Genomic DNA, 21,268 nt, shown 5'->3' with positions numbered 1-21,268 from the left:
AAAGAGCGCCCGCCTGAAGAACAACAGGTCAGCGGGCTCAGTACGCACCCGACCAGCCGAGTCGGCCGACGATCGAGGAGCATTTGTGGGGGCTCTCCTACCGACCTTGCAGGCCCACCGGCTGCGTGAAGGTTTGACCGATTACCTGGCGACTACCTTCGCGCTCACCGACCCGGATACCCAGGCCGCACTCACCGATTTCGTCGGCGATGCCAGGGACGGCATGTTCAAGGGCCCCTATGTTCGGTTACGTCTGCCCTTCGCCCCGGCCCGCGGCAACTGGGGTATGCACCTGGACTGGCTGCCGGACGACTTCGTGCCCTATGGGCATCAGGCCAGGGCGTTCGAGCGGTTGTCGACCAAGTTTCAGACACGCCCCCAGCCGACATTGGTGACCACGGGGACTGGTTCCGGTAAGACGGAGTCGTTCCTCATCCCGATCCTCGATCATGTCGTGCGTGCCAAGAAGCAGGGCGTCGCGGGAATGAAGGCGCTGATCATCTATCCGATGAATGCGCTGGCCAACGATCAGGAGCAGCGGCTGGCGAGGCTGATCAGCGCGCATCCGGAGCTGTCGGGTGTCACGGCCGGCCTGTACACCGGTGAGCAGAGCTCGGGCGGGCGAACCCTGGTCTCGGCGGAGGGCTTGATCACCGATCGGCGATTGATGCACGATTCGCCGCCGGATATCTTGCTCACCAACTACAAGATGCTCGATCATCTGCTGCTTCGACCCGACCGTGCCGCGATGTGGCGGCAGTCTGCGGAATCGCTGCAGTATGTGGTGCTCGACGAGTTCCACACCTACGACGGCGCTCAGGGCACCGATGTCGCGATGCTGCTACGCCGTCTCGGGTTGGCGGTGAAATCGTATTGGAACGAGGCGTCACAGGTCGCCGACGAAGACCGGGCACGGCCGCTGGGCCGTATCACACCGGTGGCCACCTCCGCGACCCTCGGCGGTGGGGGCGAACCGACCGCCATGCTCGAGTTCGCGCACACCGTTTTCGGTGAGGTGTTCGGAAAGGAATCGCTTGTCGAGGAAACACGGGTCGAGCTCGAGGACTGGCTGACGGATCGCGATGCCGGCCTCGATCGCCGCTATGTCCCGATCGCCCCGTCCGCGGAACAGGCGGTCAACGATCTCGACGCCTTCAGCAGCCGCTCCCCCAACAACGCGCATCTCGCGGCCGCGGTCCTCGCGACTCTGTTCGAGCGCACCGGCGACGAGCATCCGACTTTCCCGGAGCTGGCCGCCGAACTGCGCCGCCTGGACGAGACCGAACAGCTGGATCTGCTGAAGAAGCATCACTGGTTCGCCCGGCTACTCGACCGCTCGACCAAGGCCATCTCCTTGGCCGAGTTGGCGGCGAGGACCTTGTCCGTGTCATCCGCCGAACGCGATAACCAGCGCGGCCGGGCGATCCGGCAGCGATACCTGGACTATGTATTCGCGGCGCTCTCCCATCTGCGAGCCGAGATCGGGCGTTCGGCGTTGAATGTCGATGTGCATCTGTGGGTCCGGGAGCTGTCCCGGATCGACCGGGAGCTTTCGTCCACCACCCGGTTCCGCTGGGCCGACGACGGCGACACCGAGAGCAGCGGTGCCGAGTATGCGCCGGCGCTGTTCTGCCGGCATTGCGGACGCTCCGGATGGGGTGTGCGGCTGGCACCCACCGGGTACGCGCTGGACCCCGACCAGTCATCCGTCCGCGCCCAGCACCTCTCGGGCAACGCCAGGATTCGTGCCTTGATCTCCGCTCCGGTCGAAGCGGAACAGGCTCCGGCGGTGCAGGACCTGCGGTGGCTGCGCATCGAGGACCGCGAGGTCGGCGACGAGGTGCCGGATCCGGAGAGCACGGAGGTACTGGAGGGGCGGGTGTTGCCCGTCCTCGCATTGCACGGGCCCGCGGCCGACGACGATTCCACGAAGGATGTGTGTCCGGCGTGTAATACGGCCGACGGGATCCGGTTCCTCGGTAGCGCGGTCGCCACTCAGCTCTCGGTGGCGCTGTCGACCATGTACGGGGACGCCGAACTGAACGCCGACGAGAAGAAGGCGCTCATGTTCACCGACAGCGTGCAGGACGCCGCGCATCGCGCGGGTTTCGTCCAGGCCCGCTCGCACACGTTGAGCCTCCGGTCCACACTGCGGAACGCACTGGGCGAGAGGATCACCGGGGCCGAAATGCTCACACTCACCGAACTGTGCGACGCGGTGATCGACCGTGCGGGCGACGACCCGACCCGGCGATATCACCTGCTCGCGCCCGATATCGTCGAGCGCGACGAGTTCGGGGCGTTCTGGCAGGCCGAGGCGACCGCGGCCAAACGCCGGGAGGCGACGAAGAAGGTCCGGCGCGGGGTGCAGTTCGATATCGACCTGGAATTCGGACGGCAATCGCGACTCGGCCGCACCCTCGAGCTCACCGGGAGTGTGGTCGCCGAGGTCGATCTCGGCTCGCCGGGCAGAGTGGCCCGACTGGGTGCCCAGGCGCTCGACAACACCGAATACCAGCTGACGCTGACGGATATCGACGCCGCGGCGATCACCCGGTGGGTTCGGGGCACGGTCGAACGGATGCGGATCCAAGGCGCGATCCGGCATGTCTGGCTCGACAAATACGTCCAGCGCGACGCCAACCGCCGCTGGGTCTGGGGTGGGCGCCCGCTGGGTGAAGGTATGCCCGCGTTCCCCAAGGGCCGCCCCGCCCCGGCCTTCCCGGCGGTCGGTGCACGAGCCGTCCCCGAAGGTTTCGACGCGATTACGGCACCTTCATCGTGGTACGCGCTGTGGGCGTCGCGGTGTCTCGGGGTCGCACCGTTCGACGGCGGATTCCTGGCCCGCTCGTTGTTCGCCGTCCTCGCCGACGAGCGCATCCTCACCACCGTGACCACCGAGAAGGCGCTCACTGCCTACCAACTGAGCGAAGACGGCATCCGGGTCGGCGCGCCGAGCCTCGACGATCTCGAGGCAGGCCGGCACCTGCTGGTCTGTGGTGTCTGCCAGACACAGAATCCGGGTACTGCCGCGGTGGTCGATCAACTCGACGGAGCGCCGTGCCTGCTCAGCCGCTGCCCGGGCACCCTGCACCGCGCCCCGAAATCCGACAACTTCTACCGCGGCCTCTACGACCGCTCGGAGATGAAGCGGGTGGTGGCGCGCGAGCACACCTCGCTGCTGCCGCCCAAGTTGCGCCAAGACTATGAGACCAAATTCAAGCAGCGCAGTATCGACCCCACCGCACCGAACGTCCTGGTCGCCACACCCACCCTCGAAATGGGTATCGATATCGGTGATCTGTCGACGGTCATGCTCGGTTCGCTGCCACGTACCGTCGCCTCGTATCTGCAGCGGGTCGGCCGGGCCGGGCGTCTCACCGGAAATTCGCTCATCCTCGCCTTCGTCCGCGGGCGCGGCGAGCATCTGCCGAAGCTGTACGATCCGACCTCGGTCATCTCGGGCGACGTCCGCCCACCCGCGACCTTTCTCACCGCCGAGGAAATCCTGCAACGCCAGTACATCGCGCATATCGTCGACCAGCTGGCGCGGCGGCCCGGCGCCCAGGATCCGATCGAGGCCCGCGCGGTCCTCGGCAGTTTCGACGAAGGCACGTGGATGGCCGGACTGATCGGACTGGCCGATCTGAAAGCCGACGAACTCGTCGAGGGCTTCCTGGACCAGTTCGGCAGCCTTCTCCCGGAAGCGCCTCGCGAGGCGTTACGCATCTGGGCGACACCGACAGAGCCGGGCGAGCCCAGCGCGATGGTTGGTCAACTGCGCGAGGCCGTGCACCGGTGGAACCTCGACGTCGCCGAACTCACCGAACGCCGGACGGCGGTCGACGCCGCCCTCCCCGAGTTCGAGCAACGCGCCAACTCCCCCGCGGCCACCGACGACGACAAACGCGACCTGCGCTCGGCGCGAGCCACCCTGCGTTTACTCGGCAAACACCTCCACGACCTCACCCGAGAACACTGGGTCGGCGTCCTCGAACGCTACGGAGTGCTGCCCAACTACACGCTCCTCGACGATTCGGTGACCTTGGATGTGGGCATCACCTGGTTCGATCCAGAGAGTAAGGAGTACCAGGGTGATACGGAGAGTTACCGCCGTGGCGCCCGGGTTGCGCTGACCGAATTGGCTCCCGGATCCACGTTCTACGCGCAGGGCCTGGCAGTGAAGATCGACGCCGTGGATCTGGGTGCGGGAGAGGCCAATATCCATCTCTGGCGTATGTGCCCGCAATGCGGCTGGGTAGGCACCGAGGTGGCTGCGGAAAGCGCGCTGCCGCCGAGCCGGTGCCCCCGCTGCGGCACCGCGGCCATCGCCGATGTGAGCCAGCAGTTGCAGGTCGTGGAGATGGCGAAGGTGTCGGCGGAAGTGCGTAGAGACGAGGCCGCGATCACCGATTCCCGCGACGAGCGCCAACGCGAAACGTATGCGGTGGTCACCGCGGCCGATATCGACCCGGACAATATCGCTCGCCGCTGGTTCGCCACCGAATACGATTTCGGCGCGGAATATCTGCGCCGCATCGATATCCGCTGGCTCAACCTGGGGAGGCGTACTTCGCAGGGCGGGCGGCGTACCATCGCCGGATCCGAGATCACCACGGGGCTCTTCCGCGTCTGCTCCGGCTGCGGCCAGCTCGATCGCATCGCCGGCCGCAACGATCCGCACGAACATCGCAGCTGGTGCAGGTACCGCAAGGCGGCGACCGAAGACCACGTCCGCGAGATCGCCCTGGCGCGCACACTCCGCACCCAGGCCGTGCTTCTGCACGTGCCGGCTTTCCTGCGTTACGACTCGTTGGCCTACCCCAGCCTGAGCGCGGCGATCCTGCTCGGGCTGCGCCAGGTGATCGGCGGATCACCCGAGCATCTGGATGTCGTCACCATCACAGATGCCCTGTACGACCGCAACCAGCAGGCCCTGCTCATCCACGACACCGTGCCCGGCGGAACCGGTTACCTCGCCGAATTCGCCGATCCGGAAAAGGTGTGGTCGGCGCTGCGCACTGCCCGGGAAGTCCTGCGCAATTGTTCCTGCGCCGACGAAGCGCGGCTGGCCTGCCACAACTGCCTGCTGCCGTTCACCGCACCGCATGAGCTCGACAAGGTCTCCCGCAGGACCGCGGCCAAGATCCTCGACTTCATCCTGGGAGCGCAGGAGGCGGACCCGGTATGGGAGACATGGCGGGAAGCGATCGTCGAAGAGACACCGGCGAAACCGGCAGCCAGCTCGGAGTCTCCACTCGAGCGGGAGTTCTACGTCGCTTTCCTGAACCGATTGCGCACTCTCGGGGCCACCATCAAGGAAACGCCCGGCACCTACGCCAACAAGGCCACGATCACCGTGCCTGGTAAAAAGATCCGCACCTGGACACTCACCCCGCAGGTCCAGATGGGCAACAGTGTGCCCGATTTCGAGTTGAAGACCACCGACCCCGAGATCCCGGTGATCGCATTATTCGCCGACGGGCACGCCTACCACGCCACGGCGGACAACAACCGGATCGCCGACGATGCCCGTAAACGAGCGATCCTGCGATCGGGTGGGGTACTGGTCTGGTCGTTCGGTTACGAGGATCTGCAACGATTCACCGGGCAGAAGAAACAGGTGGCACCCTCGTGGCATATGAAGAAGCTGGCCGAACTCACCATGAAGCAGGGTAATCTCCGGCCCGCGGTATTCGAGCTCGTCAAAGCCGACCCGATCACCCAGCTGCTCCGCTTCGTGAACGAGCCCGAACTCGAAACATGGTCCACAGTCGGTCGCTGGTTGCCGCTGATGTTCATGCGCGACAGCCGCCACAAGGGGGACAGCGACGAACTGGCCAGCTGGGCCCTGAACCTGCTCGACGACCCGAATGCCCAGGTGCCGGCAGGCCAGTACGCCTGCTGGTCGTATACCGACGGACCGTTGACCGTCACCGCCGCCCTGCGCACGGACAACGGCACGAGTACCGCGGTCCTGCTGCTCGACGACCGCGACGACGGGCGCGCGGTCGACCGGCGATCCGCCTGGCAGGAATGGCTACGGCTGTCGAACTGGTTCGGGTTGCATGACGCCCACCTCATCACCAGCCGTAATCTGCTGACCGATGAGACGCCCACGCCGACGACAACCGCCGAGGCCGATACCTCCGACCTGAGCCCACAGTGGCAGACCCTGTACGCGGACAGCATCTCCGATCAGGAGCGATCTCTCATCCGCGAACTGGCGTCGGCCGGTACACCTCTCCCCTCACAAGGTTTCGAGACAGACGACGGGGAAGTCATCGATATTGCCTGGCCGGGGCCACGTGTCGGTGTGCTGTTCGATGATGTGGCGGCAGCCGCCGATACGATTACCGACCAAGGGTGGACCATCTGTGGACCGGAAATCGCGCCGATCGTGGCGGCCCTGACTGCGAACGGAGTGATGTGATGGCGAATATTGTCATGGCGAACCAGAACAAATCGCTTCGCGGCATCGACGGGTCGATCGCCCAACGTGTGTTCGGCTTCTTGGAGAAGCTGCAATCCGACGATACGACGCTCGGCCTGCACATCGAGCCGATGAAGGGCGCCGCTGACCGGCGGGTGCGAACCGGCCGGGTCGACCTCAACCACCGCGCCGTACTGTTCCGCGTGGACCCCAAAGAGGGAGGCACGACCTACGTCTATATGGGCACCTGGCCTCACGACGAGGCGAATTCCATCGCCGAACGCGCCACCCTGCGGGTCAATCCGGTCAACGGAATTCTCGAGGGCATTCTCACCGAACCCGGAGCGGAAACTATGCCCGCCCCCAACGCCGCGCCGGTCGAAGAAAATACCGAGGCCGACCGCGGGTTCCTCGCCCACGCGGGTTTCACCTTCGACGCACTCACCGAGCGACTGGGACTCGACCCGGCGATCGCCGAACGCGCACTCGCCGCCTCCGACGACTACGTGATCAACGATATCGCCGCGAACATCGGTGGCTGGCAGGCCGACGCGCTGATGGAGCTGGCCTGCGGTACCGCGATCGACGAAATCCGGGAGAAATACAGCTTTACCGATGTACCGGTCGACACGTCGGTGGACGAAGACGACCGGATCATGGAGGCGCTGGATCGCCCCGCCTCCAAGATTCAGTTCACCTATATCGACGGCAACGAGGAGCTGCGCCGGGTCATCGAGGGCGGCGATTTCGCGGCCTGGCGGGTTTTCCTGCACCCCGAACAGCGCACCTACGCCGAGAAGGATTACCACGGGCCGTTCCGTCTCTCCGGCGGCGCGGGCACCGGCAAAACCGTGGTAGCCATCCATCGGGCGCGCAACCTGCTGCGTCGCAATCCGGATGCGCGCATCGTCTTGACCACCTTCAACAAGACACTCGCCAAGAACCTCGAAAGCGATCTGCGCGCACTGGATCCCGGTATCGAGATCGCCGACCGCCCCGGTCGGCGCGGGATCTATGTCGAAGGTATCGATAAACTCGCCAGCGATATCGTCAAATTGGCCGACGATATCGGCCCGGCGGTGGAAGCGGTACTCGGCACCCGCACCGAGGTGTCGACAGCCCGTACCAAACAGGACCGGGTGTGGCGGGAAGTAGTGGACTCCGTAGGCGGCGGGCTCGACCCACGGCTGTCCACCCCGTGGTTCCTCGAAACCGAGTACACCTCGGTGATCCTCGCGAACAAGATCACCACGCTGGAGCAGTACGCACGAATCGCCCGGCCCGGCCGGGGTGTGCGGCTGACGCGGCCCCAGCGGATCGCGGTGTGGAAACTCGTAGAGGCCTACCGGCGCCGGAGCCGGATGGACGACACCTTCAGCTTCCCCGAGGTACTCGCCGTCGCCGCGGAACACCTCCGCCTGCGCGCGCACTCGGGAGCCGGCCATCTCGCCGACCACGTCATAGTGGACGAGGCGCAGGATCTGCATGCTACCCATTGGCGAATGCTGCGCTCCTCGGTCGCCGAAGGCACAAACGATCTTTTCGTCGCCGAGGATTCGCACCAGCGCATCTACGGACAGCCCGTTGTGCTGGGGCGTCTGGGCATCAAGATCGTGGGTCGGTCCCGGCGGTTGACCCTCAACTACCGGACGACGGCGCAAAACCTGCACTTGGCCATGAGCATCCTCGACGGCGCCGACTACCACGACCTGGAGGAAGGCGAGGAGTCCACCGCCGATTATCGCTCGGCGCGCAACGGGCCGAAACCCGAGCTGCGCCAATACGGTTCTGCCGCCGATGAACTCCAGGCAGTGGCGGAACAGATCAAAGAGTGGCTGCAGCTGGGCGACGATGCAGACCGCGACACCATCGCTGTCCTCACCCGCGGACTCAACGACCGCAACCAGATGGTACGTGGACTCGCCGAGCGCGGGGTCGAGGCCCGGGCTTTGGACGAAAACCCGCCGGTCCCCGGGTATGTCCAGGTCATGACGATGCACCGATCGAAAGGGATGGAGTTCTCCCGGGTGATCCTTTCCGGGATCGACGAAGCCCATGTGCCCTCACGGGCCGGCTTCAACGGTGTGCCCGCGGAAGAGCGCGGCGAAGCGGACCTGAGAGAACGGTCGCTGTTGTATGTCGCGACGAGCCGCGCCCGTGATCAGGTGGTGGTCACCTGGAGCGGGCAGCGGTCCGAGCTGCTGGGCCGGTACACGAAGTAGCTTTCGGTGAGTCCAGCTCCGCGGACACCCTACCGCCCGCCGGCCGGATCGACCGACGCCCGATCAGCGATGGCCGACGTTCTCGGGCTGAGAATCTGTTCGTGACAATCCGGCAGATTCGGTTCGGGGACAACCCGAAGGTGTTCAGGAACCCGGCCCCCATCCGATAGAGACCGACCAGCATGGCCAGTTCGACCAGTTAGGCGTCGTTCACCCTGTGGGCAAATCGGGTGCGCGCTTCTTCCGGGACATCGGCGTCACGCAGCAGCTCGTCGATGAAACGTAACCACGCGTGTTCTCGGTGCGGCCGGCCTGTAAAGTTCCCCTCTCCAGCAATGCGGGGTAGCCTCCTCCTGCCATTCTTTACGAATGGAATACCTCTTGTCGGCGGTCGCCCACGCGCGCATCGACATCCCGCCCGCCGTCCTGCAGTGGACCCTCGCCACAGCCACCCCCATGCTTCGGTCATGGACACAACTTCTGGGCCGGTCGGATGTGACCGATGAACAGGCATGGGCGCTGTTGTGGCGGGACGGGAAGCTGGAGAGGTCCGCCGAGAAGGTACCGGCCGGGTCGAAAGACTATTGGACGAGCAATGCAACGTCGGAGCGGCTGGCTGACCATGTCGCGTCGTACCTGGCACGACCGAACGTCCCACCTGGGACGGTGGGACGGGTCCGCGAACGCTTCGACGGGGCCGTCCTGACCCGACTGGATCTCTTGCGTCAGGTGACACGGCTCGGTGGCAGCAACATTGTCTGTCACGAGTTGGCAGCGGAACCACCGGTCGGCTCGTCACGCGGTCACCAGCTTGGTGCGCGCGAGCTTGCGCTGGTCGATCGGTACCGACGCAACGCTAGAAACGAAGAACGCAAGAGAACTGAAACCATTACGACCCAAGTCTCGACGATTCTTGCGGAAGACGACCTACTGGCCCGTGTGGAGCGTGCGCGATCCCAGAGCGCTTTCGGCATCGAGATCCTCGAGGCGTGCCTTTTCGGCCTCGGGTCCGTGGCACCGCATCCGGAGACCGCCGATGCGGCCAGCGCTGAATGGCTCGAGGAGGTATCGAGCAACGTGATGGCCTACTCGCCCGACTCGTTCCGCATGGGCCGGATCGTATCCGCCCTTCGCCCGATCGTCCGCATGCATCGAGACCCCGCAGACCGGTCTGCGCAAAGGTGGTGGCCTCGCCGTATTCGAGATTTCGGTCCGGCCGGAGTTGTCCCTCTGACATTCTCCATTCTCTCCGAGGAAGGGGAGTACATCATCCGCAAGCTCGGCAATGACGCACGCCGTTACGAGGACCTCGCTGTCCTCGCAAAGGAGCAGCCGAATACCCCCTTAGGCGAGTTGTGCCGCGCCACTGATCGGCTTACTCGTGCATCCGAAGCCGGCCATACCCACGGGGCAGGCGATGTGGGGCACATGCAGCAAGAGCCAGAGCGTCCACGATCCTGGCTGCCCGACCTGGACGCGATACGCGATGCCTGGCCGGAGATATCTGCCGAGGTCTACGAGCGTCGTCGCACTACCCATGTCATGTTGAGTGGCGCGGCCGTGCACCATGTAGATGGCCACCGTGTTGTGCTCGCGCACACGAGTGCGTCGCTGGCCAAGCGTCTTTCCGATCCGCGCTTCTCCACGCCGATTGTCGATGCGATCCAAGCCGTCTTCGGCTTCGATATGGAGGTCAGCTGTGTGCACGTCCCATGATTGGAAGCACCGCCTTTGCAACCAGTTGCCAACTGACCACCCACTCCCTCGATGGATCGACTGCGATGGTGCGGTTGGTGACCCATGACCTGAGTTGGGTCCACCGTCACAGGCCGTGCGAACATGACGCACTGACAACGGCTCCCGCTCCGTCGCGGCGGTGCCGATCCAGGCTTCCCCGAATCCGGACCGGTCGAGCTCGAGGGTCCTCGCGTTCTCGAAGACAATTCGGACGCGGCTCTCGTTGAAGCCCTCGGAGTCGGTCGCCTCGACCCCGATTTGCACTGTCACACTGGTGTTCCTCCTGAACGAAGGTGCGTCAGCAGCTCGTCAGGAACGTTGTTGAAATCCAGAGCAATTTTGAGGGAGTCGGAGTCTTCGCCCCGTAGAAGCCCGTCGGCCAGACGGTGCCGACCTTCCGACTCGGCGACGTGCAGGCCCGGCTGTGGATACGGCACAGGACCCAGGGTCCGGCTCGGGGCCGGGTTCTGCGCCGGTGCAGGACCGGGTTCGGCCGAGCGCTGCTTCTCCGGGACATCGGGACGAACGAGAAGGAGCCGGTCGCCGGCGACCGGCGCACTCTCCTTGTCCTCCGGCGGCCGAAGGCCCATGTACCGGCCGGCAGCTTCGTGGTACCCCGTCGAGAGGCGAACGCGTCCGTCTGCCAGATCATGGGCAGATGGAGAATGCCGGAGTCGAAAGAGGTCAGCGACTTATCGAAGCCTACATTGCCCTCGCCGCGATACTCCGCACGGCAGAACCGGCCGATAAGCAGAAAGTTTTACCAACGCCTCGGCCTGAAACTCGCTCCGCTCTGCACCGCTCAGCCGCAATGCACTTTGAAAGTCTCCCAGTCGTCGTCACCGATCAGACCGCCCCAGTCGATGCACTCGCCCTTCGCTTCAACTTTCACCGGGCCGGCGAACTCGGTGTAGTCGCCATCATCGATGATCACATTGCCGTGATCCTTCGACGTCCGCAGCCCGGCGCCCATCCGCACAGGTTTCCCCGGCCGATCCCGGACGGTGACGACGCAGTTCTTCGCACCGTTGTAGGTGAGGTAGACGGTGCCGCCCCTGAGTTCGCGTGAATCGATCACTTCATATCCTTTGCCGCACTGACCGCCGTACGTTGCCGCGGAGGCAGTGGCGGGGTGGAATACCGCCACTCCGGCGGTAATTCCGATCGCAGACGCGCACACCGCGATTGCTTCCCTTGCATTCATCACGTCGAAATCTCCTTCGAATGGCGTTCGTTTCAGCGACCACAATTCTTCGGATGCGGGCCCGAGAGATCTGTACGCGCGTCGACATCCACTGTGTGTCCGAGCCGACACAGAGACTCACCGAAATTTGTCGATCATCGATATCGGCACCCCACCACCCGGCGTCCACCGAAGCCGACAAGCCCGCCCACCCACCGTGATGTCATCCACCTGTACTGAGAGTCGGTTCTCGGTGGACGCAGGTCCTCGCCCCCCGTTTCCGATCCCGGCACAGTGGCGATCCGTTCTTCGAGCTTCCCGCGGAACACACCGCGGTCGGGAAGAAAGGCGAGGACGCGGTCGCGGAGGTGGATTCCGCCGGGCGCTGCAGCGGCGTAGACGTGATCAGCTGTACATGTTTCTCTCGGGCGGTTCGCGCGGTAGCGTTCGCGTGGTGTCGACGGTCAAGGTTCTGCTGTGGCTGGGACATGTCGTATTGCCGGCGCTCGGATTGTGGCTGCTGGTAGCCCGCCCCGAACTCGACGTGGACTACGAACACCACGGGACACACTTCTGGTTGGTGTTCACCACCGCCGCCATCGCGATGGCCCTGGGCGTGATATTGCTCCGGGCCGCCCGGATGCGCCGAGACGCGAGATTGATCTTGGTATCGCTGGTATTCCAGTTCAGCGCGGGTTTCCTCGGACTGCACGCATTGGCAACGCCGGGCGTGATCCTGTATACGCCCAATGCCGGCTTCGTCTATTCGGTACCTGTCGGGCTGGGACTCGGCGGCATCGCCGCCCTCGTATCGGCGGTCGAATTCGGGCCCGCCGCGGCCGCCCGGTTGCATCGGTTCGCGTGGATGTTGTCCGCGCTCCCGATGCTGCTGCTCGTAGCGTGGGCAGTGGTATCGATGGCCCAGTTACCGCCACTGCATCACGCACCCGATCCGGCCGAGGCCAAAGGACCACTGGTTGGTGTGGCCTTCGTCGGATCAGCGTGCTATCTCACTGCGGCGTTTCGCTATGGGCACCAGTACGTACGACGACGCGGGGTGGTGCTGCTCAGTGTGCTCACCGCCTTCGTACTGCTGGCCGAGGCGCTTTTCGCCGTGGGTTTCAGTCGCAGCTGGCATACCTCGTGGTGGGAATGGCATGTGCTGATGCTGGCAGCCTTCGTCCTCATCTCCGGTAGCGCGCACCTGCAATTTCGGCGGGAGGGTTCGGCTCTCGGGCTCTTCGACAGCGTCACCTTGTACCAGACCATGGCCGGGCTGGAGCGCGACTACACGCACGCCCTGAACGAGATGGTCGACGCGCTGCGTGCGCGCGCCGAAGGCGGCGTTGCCTCGACCGAGCCGCTGGGAGCAGTCGGTGTCCGGTTGTCCAGGCGATTCGGGCTCACCGAACGCCAGGTCGCGGTGCTGCAGCAGGGCGCCTACGCGCTGGGTAGTGAGCGGGAGCAGGTCCGTCGGCTGGGTCTGCTGGGGGCGATCGGTGAGCGGTCGAACGTGATCCGCGACGAACAGGAACTCCTCGATGAGGCCCTGCGCCTGGTGTCGGAGGCGTTCGAGCGGGACCGATTCCGCCTGGGGCTGGTTCGAGGCCGGGAACTGGCGTTCTTCGATGGTGGATCCGCCGATCCACGGTCGCTGGCGTTCCCACTGGTCGTCAAGGGAAGTCGTGCCGGAATACTGGAGGCGCGGCGCGCGGGGGCCGCTTCAGCGATAGCGAGTTGGCGATGCTGCGATCGTTCGCCGACCGGACATCGGTCATGCTGGAGAACGCCCGCCTGTATCAGCAGATCGACGGGCTGTTCCGGTCCTATATGTCGCCCACGGTAGCGACCGCACTGATCGCCGACCCGTCCCAGGCCGGACTCGGCGGCCGGATCGCCGAGGTCAGTGTGCTGATGGCCGACTTGTCAGGATTCACGCCGTTCTCCGAGTGCTCGCCCCCGGAAGCGGTGGTGCATATGCTGAACACGTATTACGGCGTAATAGTGCCGACCATCCTGGACCATGGTGGGACGGTCGTCCAGTTCGTCGGCGACGCGGTGATGGCCCTGTTCAACGCACCGACCCACCAGCCGGATCACGCGCTGCGAGCGGCCGGCGCAGGGCTTGCGCTCCAGCGAGCGGTCGCTGAAACGGCGATTCGACATCCCGGCTGGCCGCGATTCCGGGTCGGGGTCAATACCGGTCCAGCCCTGGTCGGCAATATCGGCGCGCCGCAGATGCGTAACTACACCGCGATCGGCGATACGACCAATCTCGCCGCCCGGCTGGAAAGTCTGGCGGAGCCCGGAACCGTAGTCATCGGCTCGCTGACCTACGCACACCTCGGCTCGCGCGCGCAGGTACGCAGCCGTGGCACAGTCACTGTCCGAGGCCGGAGCGAACCGGTGACCTGCTATGTGCTGGATGGATTACAGTGACGACCGATTTCAAGATACTTCGTGGCTTACGCGAGCCGGAACAGCGCGAAATTCTCGCCTCGTGCACACCGCGCCGGTACAAACGGCGGGAAATCATCTGCCACGAAGGCGATCCCGGTGACTGTCTGCATTTGATCAAATCCGGCCGGCTCATCGTCCGGGTGGCTACCCCGCTCGGGGATATCGCGACGCTGACCATGCTCGGCCCCGGCCACTCGTTCGGTGAACTGGCGGTGCTGGACAGCCGGTCCCGCCGGACCGCGACCGTCGAAGCAGTGGAAAGCGCCGAGACGTTGACGTTCGGTCGCGCACAATTGATGGCACTGCGTCAGCGATACCCGGAGATCGACCGGGTCATGATCGACACATTGGCCGCCCAGGTGCGGCGGCTCTCCGCGCAGGTGCTGGAGGCGTTGTATCTACCGGTCGAAACCCGGGTCGTGCGACGTCTGGTCGACCTCGCCGCCATCTACGGCGGACCGAGTTCCACTGCCGAGATCCGGCTCAATCAAGAAGACCTGGCGTCCATGGCAGGAACAACCCGGGCCACGACGAACAAGGTGCTGCGCGACCTGCAACAACGCAATATCCTGGCGCTGACTCGTGGTCGGATCACCGTGATCGACCGGGTGGCGCTGGCTCGCTTCGCCCACTGAAGCCCTATTTCGCGAGTGCCTTACCTCCGGAGGGCGCGACTGCGAACCAGGTGTCGCCGACTCCCTGACCTCGCAGATCTCCTGGCCGGCGGTCCTTCGAGAAGTGGTATAACCGCCAGCCTCCGATGGTGACCTGGCACGAACCGTCCGCGCGCTCGACGAATCCGACCCGCCCCGGGTCGATACCCACGATGTAGAGCCCTTGCCCCCGACTCACCAACAGCGGCGGCCATGTAAGTGCACAGTCACCTCCTCCAAGACTGTCGACGCTCAAATGGTCTCCGTACTCCACAAATTGATGATCGGCTCCCGAGCGGCTATCCGCTCCCTCGTACCTGCCGATCGACAAGATCAAGTGAACGACGAAGCCGCACGCAGGCCACAGCGCGGCCGATGGAGGAGGCCGCGCGGCCACCCGAGACTGCGCCCGCACGCCGGCGCCGTCGATGCCGACCCATTGCGGGTCGGTGTCCGATACGGTTGTTGCCCCGCTCCTTCGCGAGGAGCATGGGGACGTGGGGGTCTGTGTAGGAGTCGCCGATTGGGCACGCTCGACCGAAACTCTGCAGCGATCGGGTGTCGATGGAATGCGGGACCTATTGTGTCCCTTCCCAATTCTTACGACCACCTACCCATGAAGCCCGCCCGGATTATCTACCCAGCGTTGCCTGACAAGACACTAGAGTGGTCGGTGCAGGGAGGACATGCAGAAGGGGGCGGAAGCCGATGACCACGCAGCAGTTCCCGCCCGGGGTCCCTGCGAGGCCGCCACACGAACCGGAAAGGCCGTGGTACTCGAAGCCGGAGTTCTGGATCGGTGTCGTCGTGGCACCACTGATCATCGCGTTGATCAGTATCGGGGCGCCGATCCTGCTGGACAAACTCACCGGTGACGCCGCACCGGCGACTGTTGCACCACCCACTTCCGGCCCCTCGATTCCGGCGAGTCCTCCGGCCATCAGCACAACGACGGCCGCTTCCGAAAGCCCCCGTTGGCAGCCTGTGTACTCGCAGCGATCGATCGATATCGAGGAATCGAACGGCGACTGCCGCTACACCGTCTACACGATCGTCGACTGGGACAAGGCCGAACCCACCGTCCATACGGGACAGCATCAAGCGGCGGGCCTTTCGTTCAGGCGCCGCTGCGACACAGATAGTCTTCCTATCGTCGGCGGACCGATCGGTTTCGGCAGCATGCTGGAACCGACACCCCAATTGTGCTTCGAACAGGCCGGCGGCTTGGAAGTGGTGAACGGAACCCAAGTTCGCGAATACCAATACATCCTCGAAAAGGGCGATGCCTTTTGCGGTATCACGCCCGAGCACAACGTGGTGTGGTTCAAGGTCATCGAGGTGGACCGCGCGGGCGGGCCGATGGCGCGGATCAAAGCGACCCTGTGGACCCGCCGGGCCTGAACACCCGCGCCAAGGCTCGCCGCGGCGAGATGCTGCATACACATCAACCGAGTTGTAGCTGTACAGATGCGGGCCCTGGGGTCATCCGCTGTTCTGTCGATGACGCTGCCCGAACATCGAGACAAGCCATGAACCTTCCGCGTTCCGAGAAGGCAGGTCCCCGGTATTCATCGCCTTCCTGGGAGGAGGATGCCGCGGAAAGGACTGAGCGAGAGGGACTTGGAACCGGTCCCCACATAGGCCTCGACGGCACGTCCGGTAAGAAGTGGAGCAGCGCAGTCCCGGTCACCAGAGCTGCGCTGGAATCAGAACTGTCCAGACCTGCCCCGGCGCGAAGGGGATGACTGTACCGGTGGGGGTGGTATAGGTAGTGCCTGCCTGTGGGGAGGGCCGGGACCACACGGCCGGGAACGCTTGACCGTCGCGAAGTAGGAGGGCCTTACCGCTACCGGTCGTCTGGGCCAGGGGTGAGACGCTGCCCGCGACGTCGCTGACGGCCGAGTCGCGCACCTGCACACTCTGCAGCACGACCGTACCTGCCACGAGCTGTCCGGTATCGGCAACGATGTAGGCAGCACCGTCCATGGACACCAGCCACCGATGGTTGCCGGGTGACCAGTTGAAACCGAACACCGTGCCCTGATACCGCGCTTCCTGATACTGCGTGGGAAGGCCACCGGCAGGCGTAGGACCGAAGTGCGGTTGCGAAGCCGCCGGCCAGCCACCGCCGACGGGCAACTGATCCGAATGGACGAACAGATTGTGCGGAGCGGCGCGACTGTAGTCGCGGTAGTACGCCGCAGGTTGCCGATCGGCCGAGGCGTTCTGGAGCGACGAGCGATCAACCGAGGCAACCAGCTCAGGTGCGGCACCAGAGGATGCCAACGTCGGGTTGCCGAACTGGTCCAACAGCGTCAGATCCGTTTCCCGTACGCTTCGGACAGGTCCGATCACCAGGGGTTTGTCGGTCGAGAACACGGCGGCCAACCGGCTCAAACCACCCTCGACCGGCTCGACGTAAACCACGTCGGCGGCTCCCAGCCCTACCGGCGGCCTTGCCTGCGGACTGTTGTCTATCTTCGCGACCAGCACGGGCACCCCTACCCGCGAGGGTATGTCCGGGCCGGGAGTAGCGCGCTCGGGTCGGGTACCGCTACTGCACGCGAGTACAGCGCACATCCCCAGCGTCGTCAGGAACGCGGCAATCCACATCCACCATCGCTTTTGCATAGGGGTAACTCCCTAACGCACCCGATTCTACGCCGCACTCGACCAGGGCAGAAGTGGTCGAGCCGGTCGCTGGATGAGGCCGCGAGGGGCAAAGGCGTGGCGTGGTCCCGACGGCACCCGGATGGCGACAGGTTCCTACGATCGCACTGTCGGTCTTCGGGACACTCAGGCCCACCGCGAGAGCGAGTTCGAGTCGAAGCGGCACCGCCAGATCCCGCCACTTGCCCGCCCACTTCTCGAGAAGTTCGTCCCGGATCGTGTAGGTACGCAGTTGCGTCACACGAGACCTATCCGTTCCATCGTCACCGGGCAGTTGTTGCGACCAGACGTAAGCGCTCTTCCTGCATAAGGCAAGAGTCGCCTCCTCTACGCCACCGGCTACAACCACGGCGTCGCCAACGAAGAGCAACCCCGACCGGCCTCAACTCGCCGACGTCACCGTGCACGCAGTAGAGATCCCCAGTTCCGTCGCCGACAACGGCAACGGCCTAGGCCACGAGGGTGCGGCCGCGGAGTTCTTCGACAGCCTTCTCGACAAGGTGACCGCCGAGTTCGGGAAGCTTCCCAACGGCGATCTCGGGAAACTGGCCGCCGCCGAGACGGTATGGAAATCATTCGGCAACCACGAAGCCGTTACCGGCGCCGCCTCCCGCATCTCCGCAATCGCCGACCTGCTCACAGGCATAGACGAACCGCGGACGAGGCAAGGCATTGCCAACGACTTCGCCACCATGAAGACAGCCGCCGAAAGCCTCGCGGGCGCGGCACAGGTGATGGCCGCACCCATCGGCGAATACCGCACGAACACCGCCGAAACCAGTCGGCAGATCAGCAGCGAGACCACAACGTTTCTCGTCGAGTCGGGCATCATCATCGCTGCCGCAGTCGCTGTTTCCTGGCTCACCGTCGGCGGCAGCCTGGCAGCCGGTGCCGGCGGTGTCGTCGCGCTCGCCGGTGACACCGCCCTGACGATCAGCCGTATCTACCGAGCCAGCCGACTCTGGAGCCTGCTGGGCCTCGCGGCCGCCGCCACTGCCATCACTGCTTTCGATGCGCTTCCCGACCTGAATCAGGTAGCTACCGGCCTGGCGGCCATCATCGCGACGCGCGTTGCCATCGACGACGATTCCGTCGCGGGCGGCGCCGACGAGCCTGTGAAGGCCGGTTCGCCCACCAAGGAGTCCGAGGTCCGTGAGATCCTCAATTCCAGGACCCAACCGGGAAACAACAAGCCGCACAGGCAGATGGCATCCGATGATGAAATCCGACAGCTGTACGAGGATCTGGCCGCAAACGGAAAGCCGGTAGATGTGGGTAACTATCCCGGACGCGCCAGCGAACTCTCCGACGGAACGGTGGTCAGGATCCGCGATACCAGCTCGAGCGGCGGCGTTACAATCGACGTAACATACCCCAACGGACGAGTCGTGAAGGTGCACCTGCCGAAGTGATGAACATCGTGCTCGAGAATTTCTTGTTGTATGGAATTTCCGACGACTGGGCACCCTTGTCAGAATTCGAAAAAAACATAAGAACTCTGACTCCGTCCGAATATTCCAGACAATCGGTCCTGGAGAAGATTCACGAGCTCCTCGACAACGGATATATCCGCGCAGGAGCCTTTCCCGGCGGTGGCCGATCCTGGGGGCCGTGGGAAGTACCCGCAGAGGAAGCGGTTCAGAGGATAGCCCGCGGATTCAACGGCGTTCCCGGGTATCTTGATATCTCGGAAGAGGAAATCGGTTCGAGCGAGGTGTTCCGAGCAGAGATCACCGAGCGCGGCCGGGCGCGCCTGCAAGCACTCGGCGACCCATACGAGAACTACGGTGACCCTTGGTACGACGATCCCGCCCTCAATGCCCGGGAGTGGGGGTACCCGCCCTTTCACGGAAAATCGTGACAGCACAGTCACCAACGCCCCCGCTCGGATCGTCGCCATTGCCAACCTGTTCGCGGACATCGAAGACAAAAGGGTGGACTCCAGGAGATGCTGACCACCTGACCACACTGAAGAGTGGTAGTGAACTACTCGTGTCGGCTTCACTGAACATTGCCACCCCGGTGGGCATGATCGTTTGTCTTCACCCACCGAAGGTCAACGGTGGCTGCACTCCCGTATCGCGGAAGGGCTCGTCGAAGGAGACGCAGTGCTGGGATTGCTGGGTTTCTACGTAGAACTGGACGACCACTCCGGCCAGAGTGGGTCGATTCACGATGCGGTCCGGCCCGTCGGCGAGCCGGACGAGGCGGACCTGGTGGCCTACCTGGAGGCCGGCCACGTTCTGATCGACGTCATGGAATCCGGACGCGATGTCATCACCGGGAGCTCCCACCCGCATGCTCCCGGATGCTCTTCCCTGGTGACCGACGGCACCTGGCTGTGGCGCCACGACTTCCCGTATTACCTGGAAACGCATCACGTCTCGCTGCCCGAGACGTTCCTCGACCACGTCCGCAGCCTGAACTACCAGATGCCCACCATCGCCGTCGCGCAGTTCGCTCCGCACTACGACGAGACCATGCCCCTTGTCGGCTGGGCCTCGGCTGTCCCGTGGCAGTCGACTGTGACCACGCTCGTACCTGAACCACAAGTCGTGAGTAGAGCCCAGTTCGACCCCAGGCTGCCGGACCGGGACCGGAAACACGGCAGCTGAGGTGCCGATGAGTTCGCCCGGTCCGGTGCGCCTACCCCATGAGCGCACCGCCTGAGCATCTGTGCAATGCCGTGCTCGGGGCTTGCTATCTCGGCCTGTTGCGATACCCGTGGAGGTCTCGGTCGTGGGTGAGCAGGTCGGCGACCGAATCGGCGAGTGCTGGTGGCGCGCCCCCGTCTTCGGTCGTGAAAACTGACGTCGCTCGGCCGTGAATCTCCACATCATTCAGCGACCTGCGCGACCCATTCTGTGCGTGAAAAGGGACACCACCGAAAGCGGTGCGAGCCGGCCGGCTCGCCTGGATCAGCGTTTTCGCTCGATCTTGACCTATATATATGTTGAGGTTCTAGCGTGGCGTCCAGCTGATCACCACACGAGAGGACATGCTCATGATTCTGGTCACGGGAGCCACCGGGAACATCGGCAGCTCGTTGCTGAACGAGTTGCGCGCGTGCGGCGCCGGGCCGATCAGGGCGCTCACCCGGAATGCCGCCGGAGCGGCCCGCCTGGCCGGGGTCGAGGCCGTCGAGGGCGATCTGGCCGACGTTTCCTCGCTGACGGCCGCTCTGGACGGGGTGCGGTCGATGTTCCTCGTGCCGCGACTCGGACCGGATGCCGAGATCATCGACCTCGCTCGCCGGGCCGGTGTCGAGCATGTGGTGCTGGTGTCGTCGATTACCGTGGAGACCCATCCCCACCTCGGTCCCGCTGTCGACAATGCGGTGGTCGAGAAGCTTCTCGAGGCCAGTGGAATGGACTGGACAATCCTGCGGCCGACACAGTTCGCGTCCAATGCCCTGATGTGGGCATCGACTGTTCAAGCGGGTCAACCCGTTCAGGTGCCCTATGCCGATATCGGGCTCCCGACGATTCATCCCGCTGACATTGCGTCGGTGGTCCGGGTCGCGCTGACCGAGCCCGGCCACCGAGGGCAACGGTATGCACTGACCGGTCCCGCAACGGTCAGTGCGCGTCAGCAGGTCGGAACCATCGCTGGGCTACTGAACCGGGATATCGAGTTCACCGAGATCACCCGGGAGGACGCCCGACCGGGCATGGTCGCGGTCTTCGGTGAGGACGCCGCCGACGCCGTCCTGGACGTGACCGGCGGCGACGTCAACGACGCACTGCTGCAGGTGCGCGACACAGTCCCAAGGGTGACGGGTTCAGTGGCAAGGACCTTCGCGCAATGGGCTGAGGAGAACGTCGACGCTTTCCGATGAGGGGCTGCCGCGCCCGCTTCAACGCGGTCGCGCCCGGTAGGCGGCCGGCAGTGTCCCCGCGACCGGCAGGGG

Annotated in this window: 14 protein-coding genes; 11 read left to right on the top strand and 3 right to left on the bottom strand. The window is 64.6% G+C overall.

Features of this window, described 5'->3' with window-relative positions:
- The first annotated feature begins 85 nt into the window (after positions 1-85).
- From NS4_RS00315 to NS4_RS00305, 3 genes are all read left to right on the top strand, one after another.
- Positions 86-6,433 carry a DEAD/DEAH box helicase gene (locus tag NS4_RS00315; protein WP_063057429.1) on the top strand — a complete coding sequence of 2,116 codons (6,348 nt, stop codon included), beginning with the start codon at positions 86-88 and terminating at the stop codon, positions 6,431-6,433.
- A complete protein-coding gene (locus NS4_RS00310) occupies positions 6,433-8,655 on the top strand; it encodes a 3'-5' exonuclease (protein ID WP_063057428.1) in 2,223 nt (740 codons plus the stop codon). Before NS4_RS00315 ends, NS4_RS00310 begins: the two co-directional genes overlap by 1 nt.
- 369 nt (positions 8,656-9,024) lie before the next feature.
- On the top strand, positions 9,025-10,371 hold the full coding sequence (locus NS4_RS00305; protein ID WP_063057427.1) for a hypothetical protein: 1,347 nt from the start codon (positions 9,025-9,027) through the stop codon (positions 10,369-10,371).
- An 823-nt stretch (positions 10,372-11,194) separates the two neighbouring features.
- Here the strand turns inward: NS4_RS00305 and NS4_RS00300 are convergent.
- Positions 11,195-11,596, bottom strand: coding sequence for a hypothetical protein (locus tag NS4_RS00300; protein ID WP_063057471.1), 402 nt, complete (start codon positions 11,594-11,596; stop codon positions 11,195-11,197).
- A gap of 433 nt (positions 11,597-12,029) precedes the next feature.
- Between NS4_RS00300 and NS4_RS00295 the strand changes: the two genes are divergently transcribed.
- The 3 genes from NS4_RS00295 to NS4_RS00285 are packed head-to-tail and all read left to right on the top strand — an operon-like array spanning position 12,030 to position 14,670.
- Complete coding sequence (locus NS4_RS00295) at positions 12,030-13,421, top strand: hypothetical protein (protein WP_157105802.1); 1,392 nt, start codon at positions 12,030-12,032, stop codon at positions 13,419-13,421.
- Positions 13,352-14,014 carry an adenylate/guanylate cyclase domain-containing protein gene (locus NS4_RS00290; protein WP_063057425.1) on the top strand — a complete coding sequence of 221 codons (663 nt, stop codon included), beginning with the start codon at positions 13,352-13,354 and terminating at the stop codon, positions 14,012-14,014. Before NS4_RS00295 ends, NS4_RS00290 begins: the two co-directional genes overlap by 70 nt.
- Positions 14,011-14,670: a Crp/Fnr family transcriptional regulator gene (locus NS4_RS00285; RefSeq protein WP_063057424.1), complete on the top strand. Its 660-nt coding sequence runs from the start codon at positions 14,011-14,013 to the stop codon at positions 14,668-14,670. Before NS4_RS00290 ends, NS4_RS00285 begins: the two co-directional genes overlap by 4 nt.
- A 4-nt stretch (positions 14,671-14,674) precedes the next feature.
- Here the strand turns inward: NS4_RS00285 and NS4_RS33050 are convergent, their stop codons facing one another.
- The gene (locus tag NS4_RS33050) at positions 14,675-14,860 is read right to left on the bottom strand and encodes a COG4315 family predicted lipoprotein (RefSeq protein ID WP_063057423.1); all 186 of its coding nucleotides are present in this window, start codon (positions 14,858-14,860) and stop codon (positions 14,675-14,677) included.
- A gap of 812 nt (positions 14,861-15,672) precedes the next feature.
- On the opposite strand from NS4_RS33050, the gene NS4_RS31895 reads away from it, so the two are divergent.
- Positions 15,673-16,089: a hypothetical protein gene (locus NS4_RS31895; RefSeq protein WP_157105801.1), complete on the top strand. Its 417-nt coding sequence runs from the start codon at positions 15,673-15,675 to the stop codon at positions 16,087-16,089.
- A gap of 285 nt (positions 16,090-16,374) precedes the next feature.
- Here the strand turns inward: NS4_RS31895 and NS4_RS00270 are convergent, their stop codons facing one another.
- The gene (locus NS4_RS00270; protein WP_169811705.1) at positions 16,375-17,181 is read right to left on the bottom strand and encodes a DUF3048 domain-containing protein; all 807 of its coding nucleotides are present in this window, start codon (positions 17,179-17,181) and stop codon (positions 16,375-16,377) included.
- Positions 17,182-17,759: 578 nt separating this feature from the next.
- Between NS4_RS00270 and NS4_RS00265 the strand changes: the two genes are divergently transcribed.
- From NS4_RS00265 to NS4_RS00250, 4 genes are all read left to right on the top strand, one after another.
- On the top strand, positions 17,760-18,770 hold the full coding sequence (locus NS4_RS00265; RefSeq protein WP_063057420.1) for a hypothetical protein: 1,011 nt from the start codon (positions 17,760-17,762) through the stop codon (positions 18,768-18,770).
- Positions 18,770-19,219 carry a hypothetical protein gene (locus NS4_RS00260; protein ID WP_063057419.1) on the top strand — a complete coding sequence of 150 codons (450 nt, stop codon included), beginning with the start codon at positions 18,770-18,772 and terminating at the stop codon, positions 19,217-19,219. The genes NS4_RS00265 and NS4_RS00260 overlap by 1 nt, the downstream gene beginning before the upstream one ends.
- A 247-nt stretch (positions 19,220-19,466) precedes the next feature.
- Positions 19,467-19,973 carry a hypothetical protein gene (locus NS4_RS00255; protein ID WP_063057418.1) on the top strand — a complete coding sequence of 169 codons (507 nt, stop codon included), beginning with the start codon at positions 19,467-19,469 and terminating at the stop codon, positions 19,971-19,973.
- 389 nt (positions 19,974-20,362) lie between these two features.
- Entirely contained in the window at positions 20,363-21,196 is an 834-nt protein-coding gene (locus NS4_RS00250; protein WP_063057470.1) for an NAD(P)H-binding protein, read from the top strand.
- The last annotated feature ends 72 nt before the right edge of the window (positions 21,197-21,268 follow it).

This window comes from Nocardia sienata NBRC 100364, assembly GCF_001613205.1.
Lineage (GTDB): Bacteria > Actinomycetota > Actinomycetes > Mycobacteriales > Mycobacteriaceae > Nocardia > Nocardia sienata.
This window is presented reverse-complemented; position numbering and strand designations above follow the sequence as displayed.

Coding starts and splice junctions, on each gene's coding strand:
- NS4_RS00310 (WP_063057428.1), top strand. CDS start 6,433: ATGGCGAATATTGTCATGGCGAACCAGAACAAATCGCTTCGCGGCATC.
- NS4_RS00305 (WP_063057427.1), top strand. CDS start 9,025: ATGGAATACCTCTTGTCGGCGGTCGCCCACGCGCGCATCGACATCCCG.
- NS4_RS00300 (WP_063057471.1), bottom strand. CDS start 11,596: ATGAATGCAAGGGAAGCAATCGCGGTGTGCGCGTCTGCGATCGGAATT.
- NS4_RS00290 (WP_063057425.1), top strand. CDS start 13,352: ATGCTGGAGAACGCCCGCCTGTATCAGCAGATCGACGGGCTGTTCCGG.
- NS4_RS00260 (WP_063057419.1), top strand. CDS start 18,770: ATGAACATCGTGCTCGAGAATTTCTTGTTGTATGGAATTTCCGACGAC.
- NS4_RS00250 (WP_063057470.1), top strand. CDS start 20,363: ATGATTCTGGTCACGGGAGCCACCGGGAACATCGGCAGCTCGTTGCTG.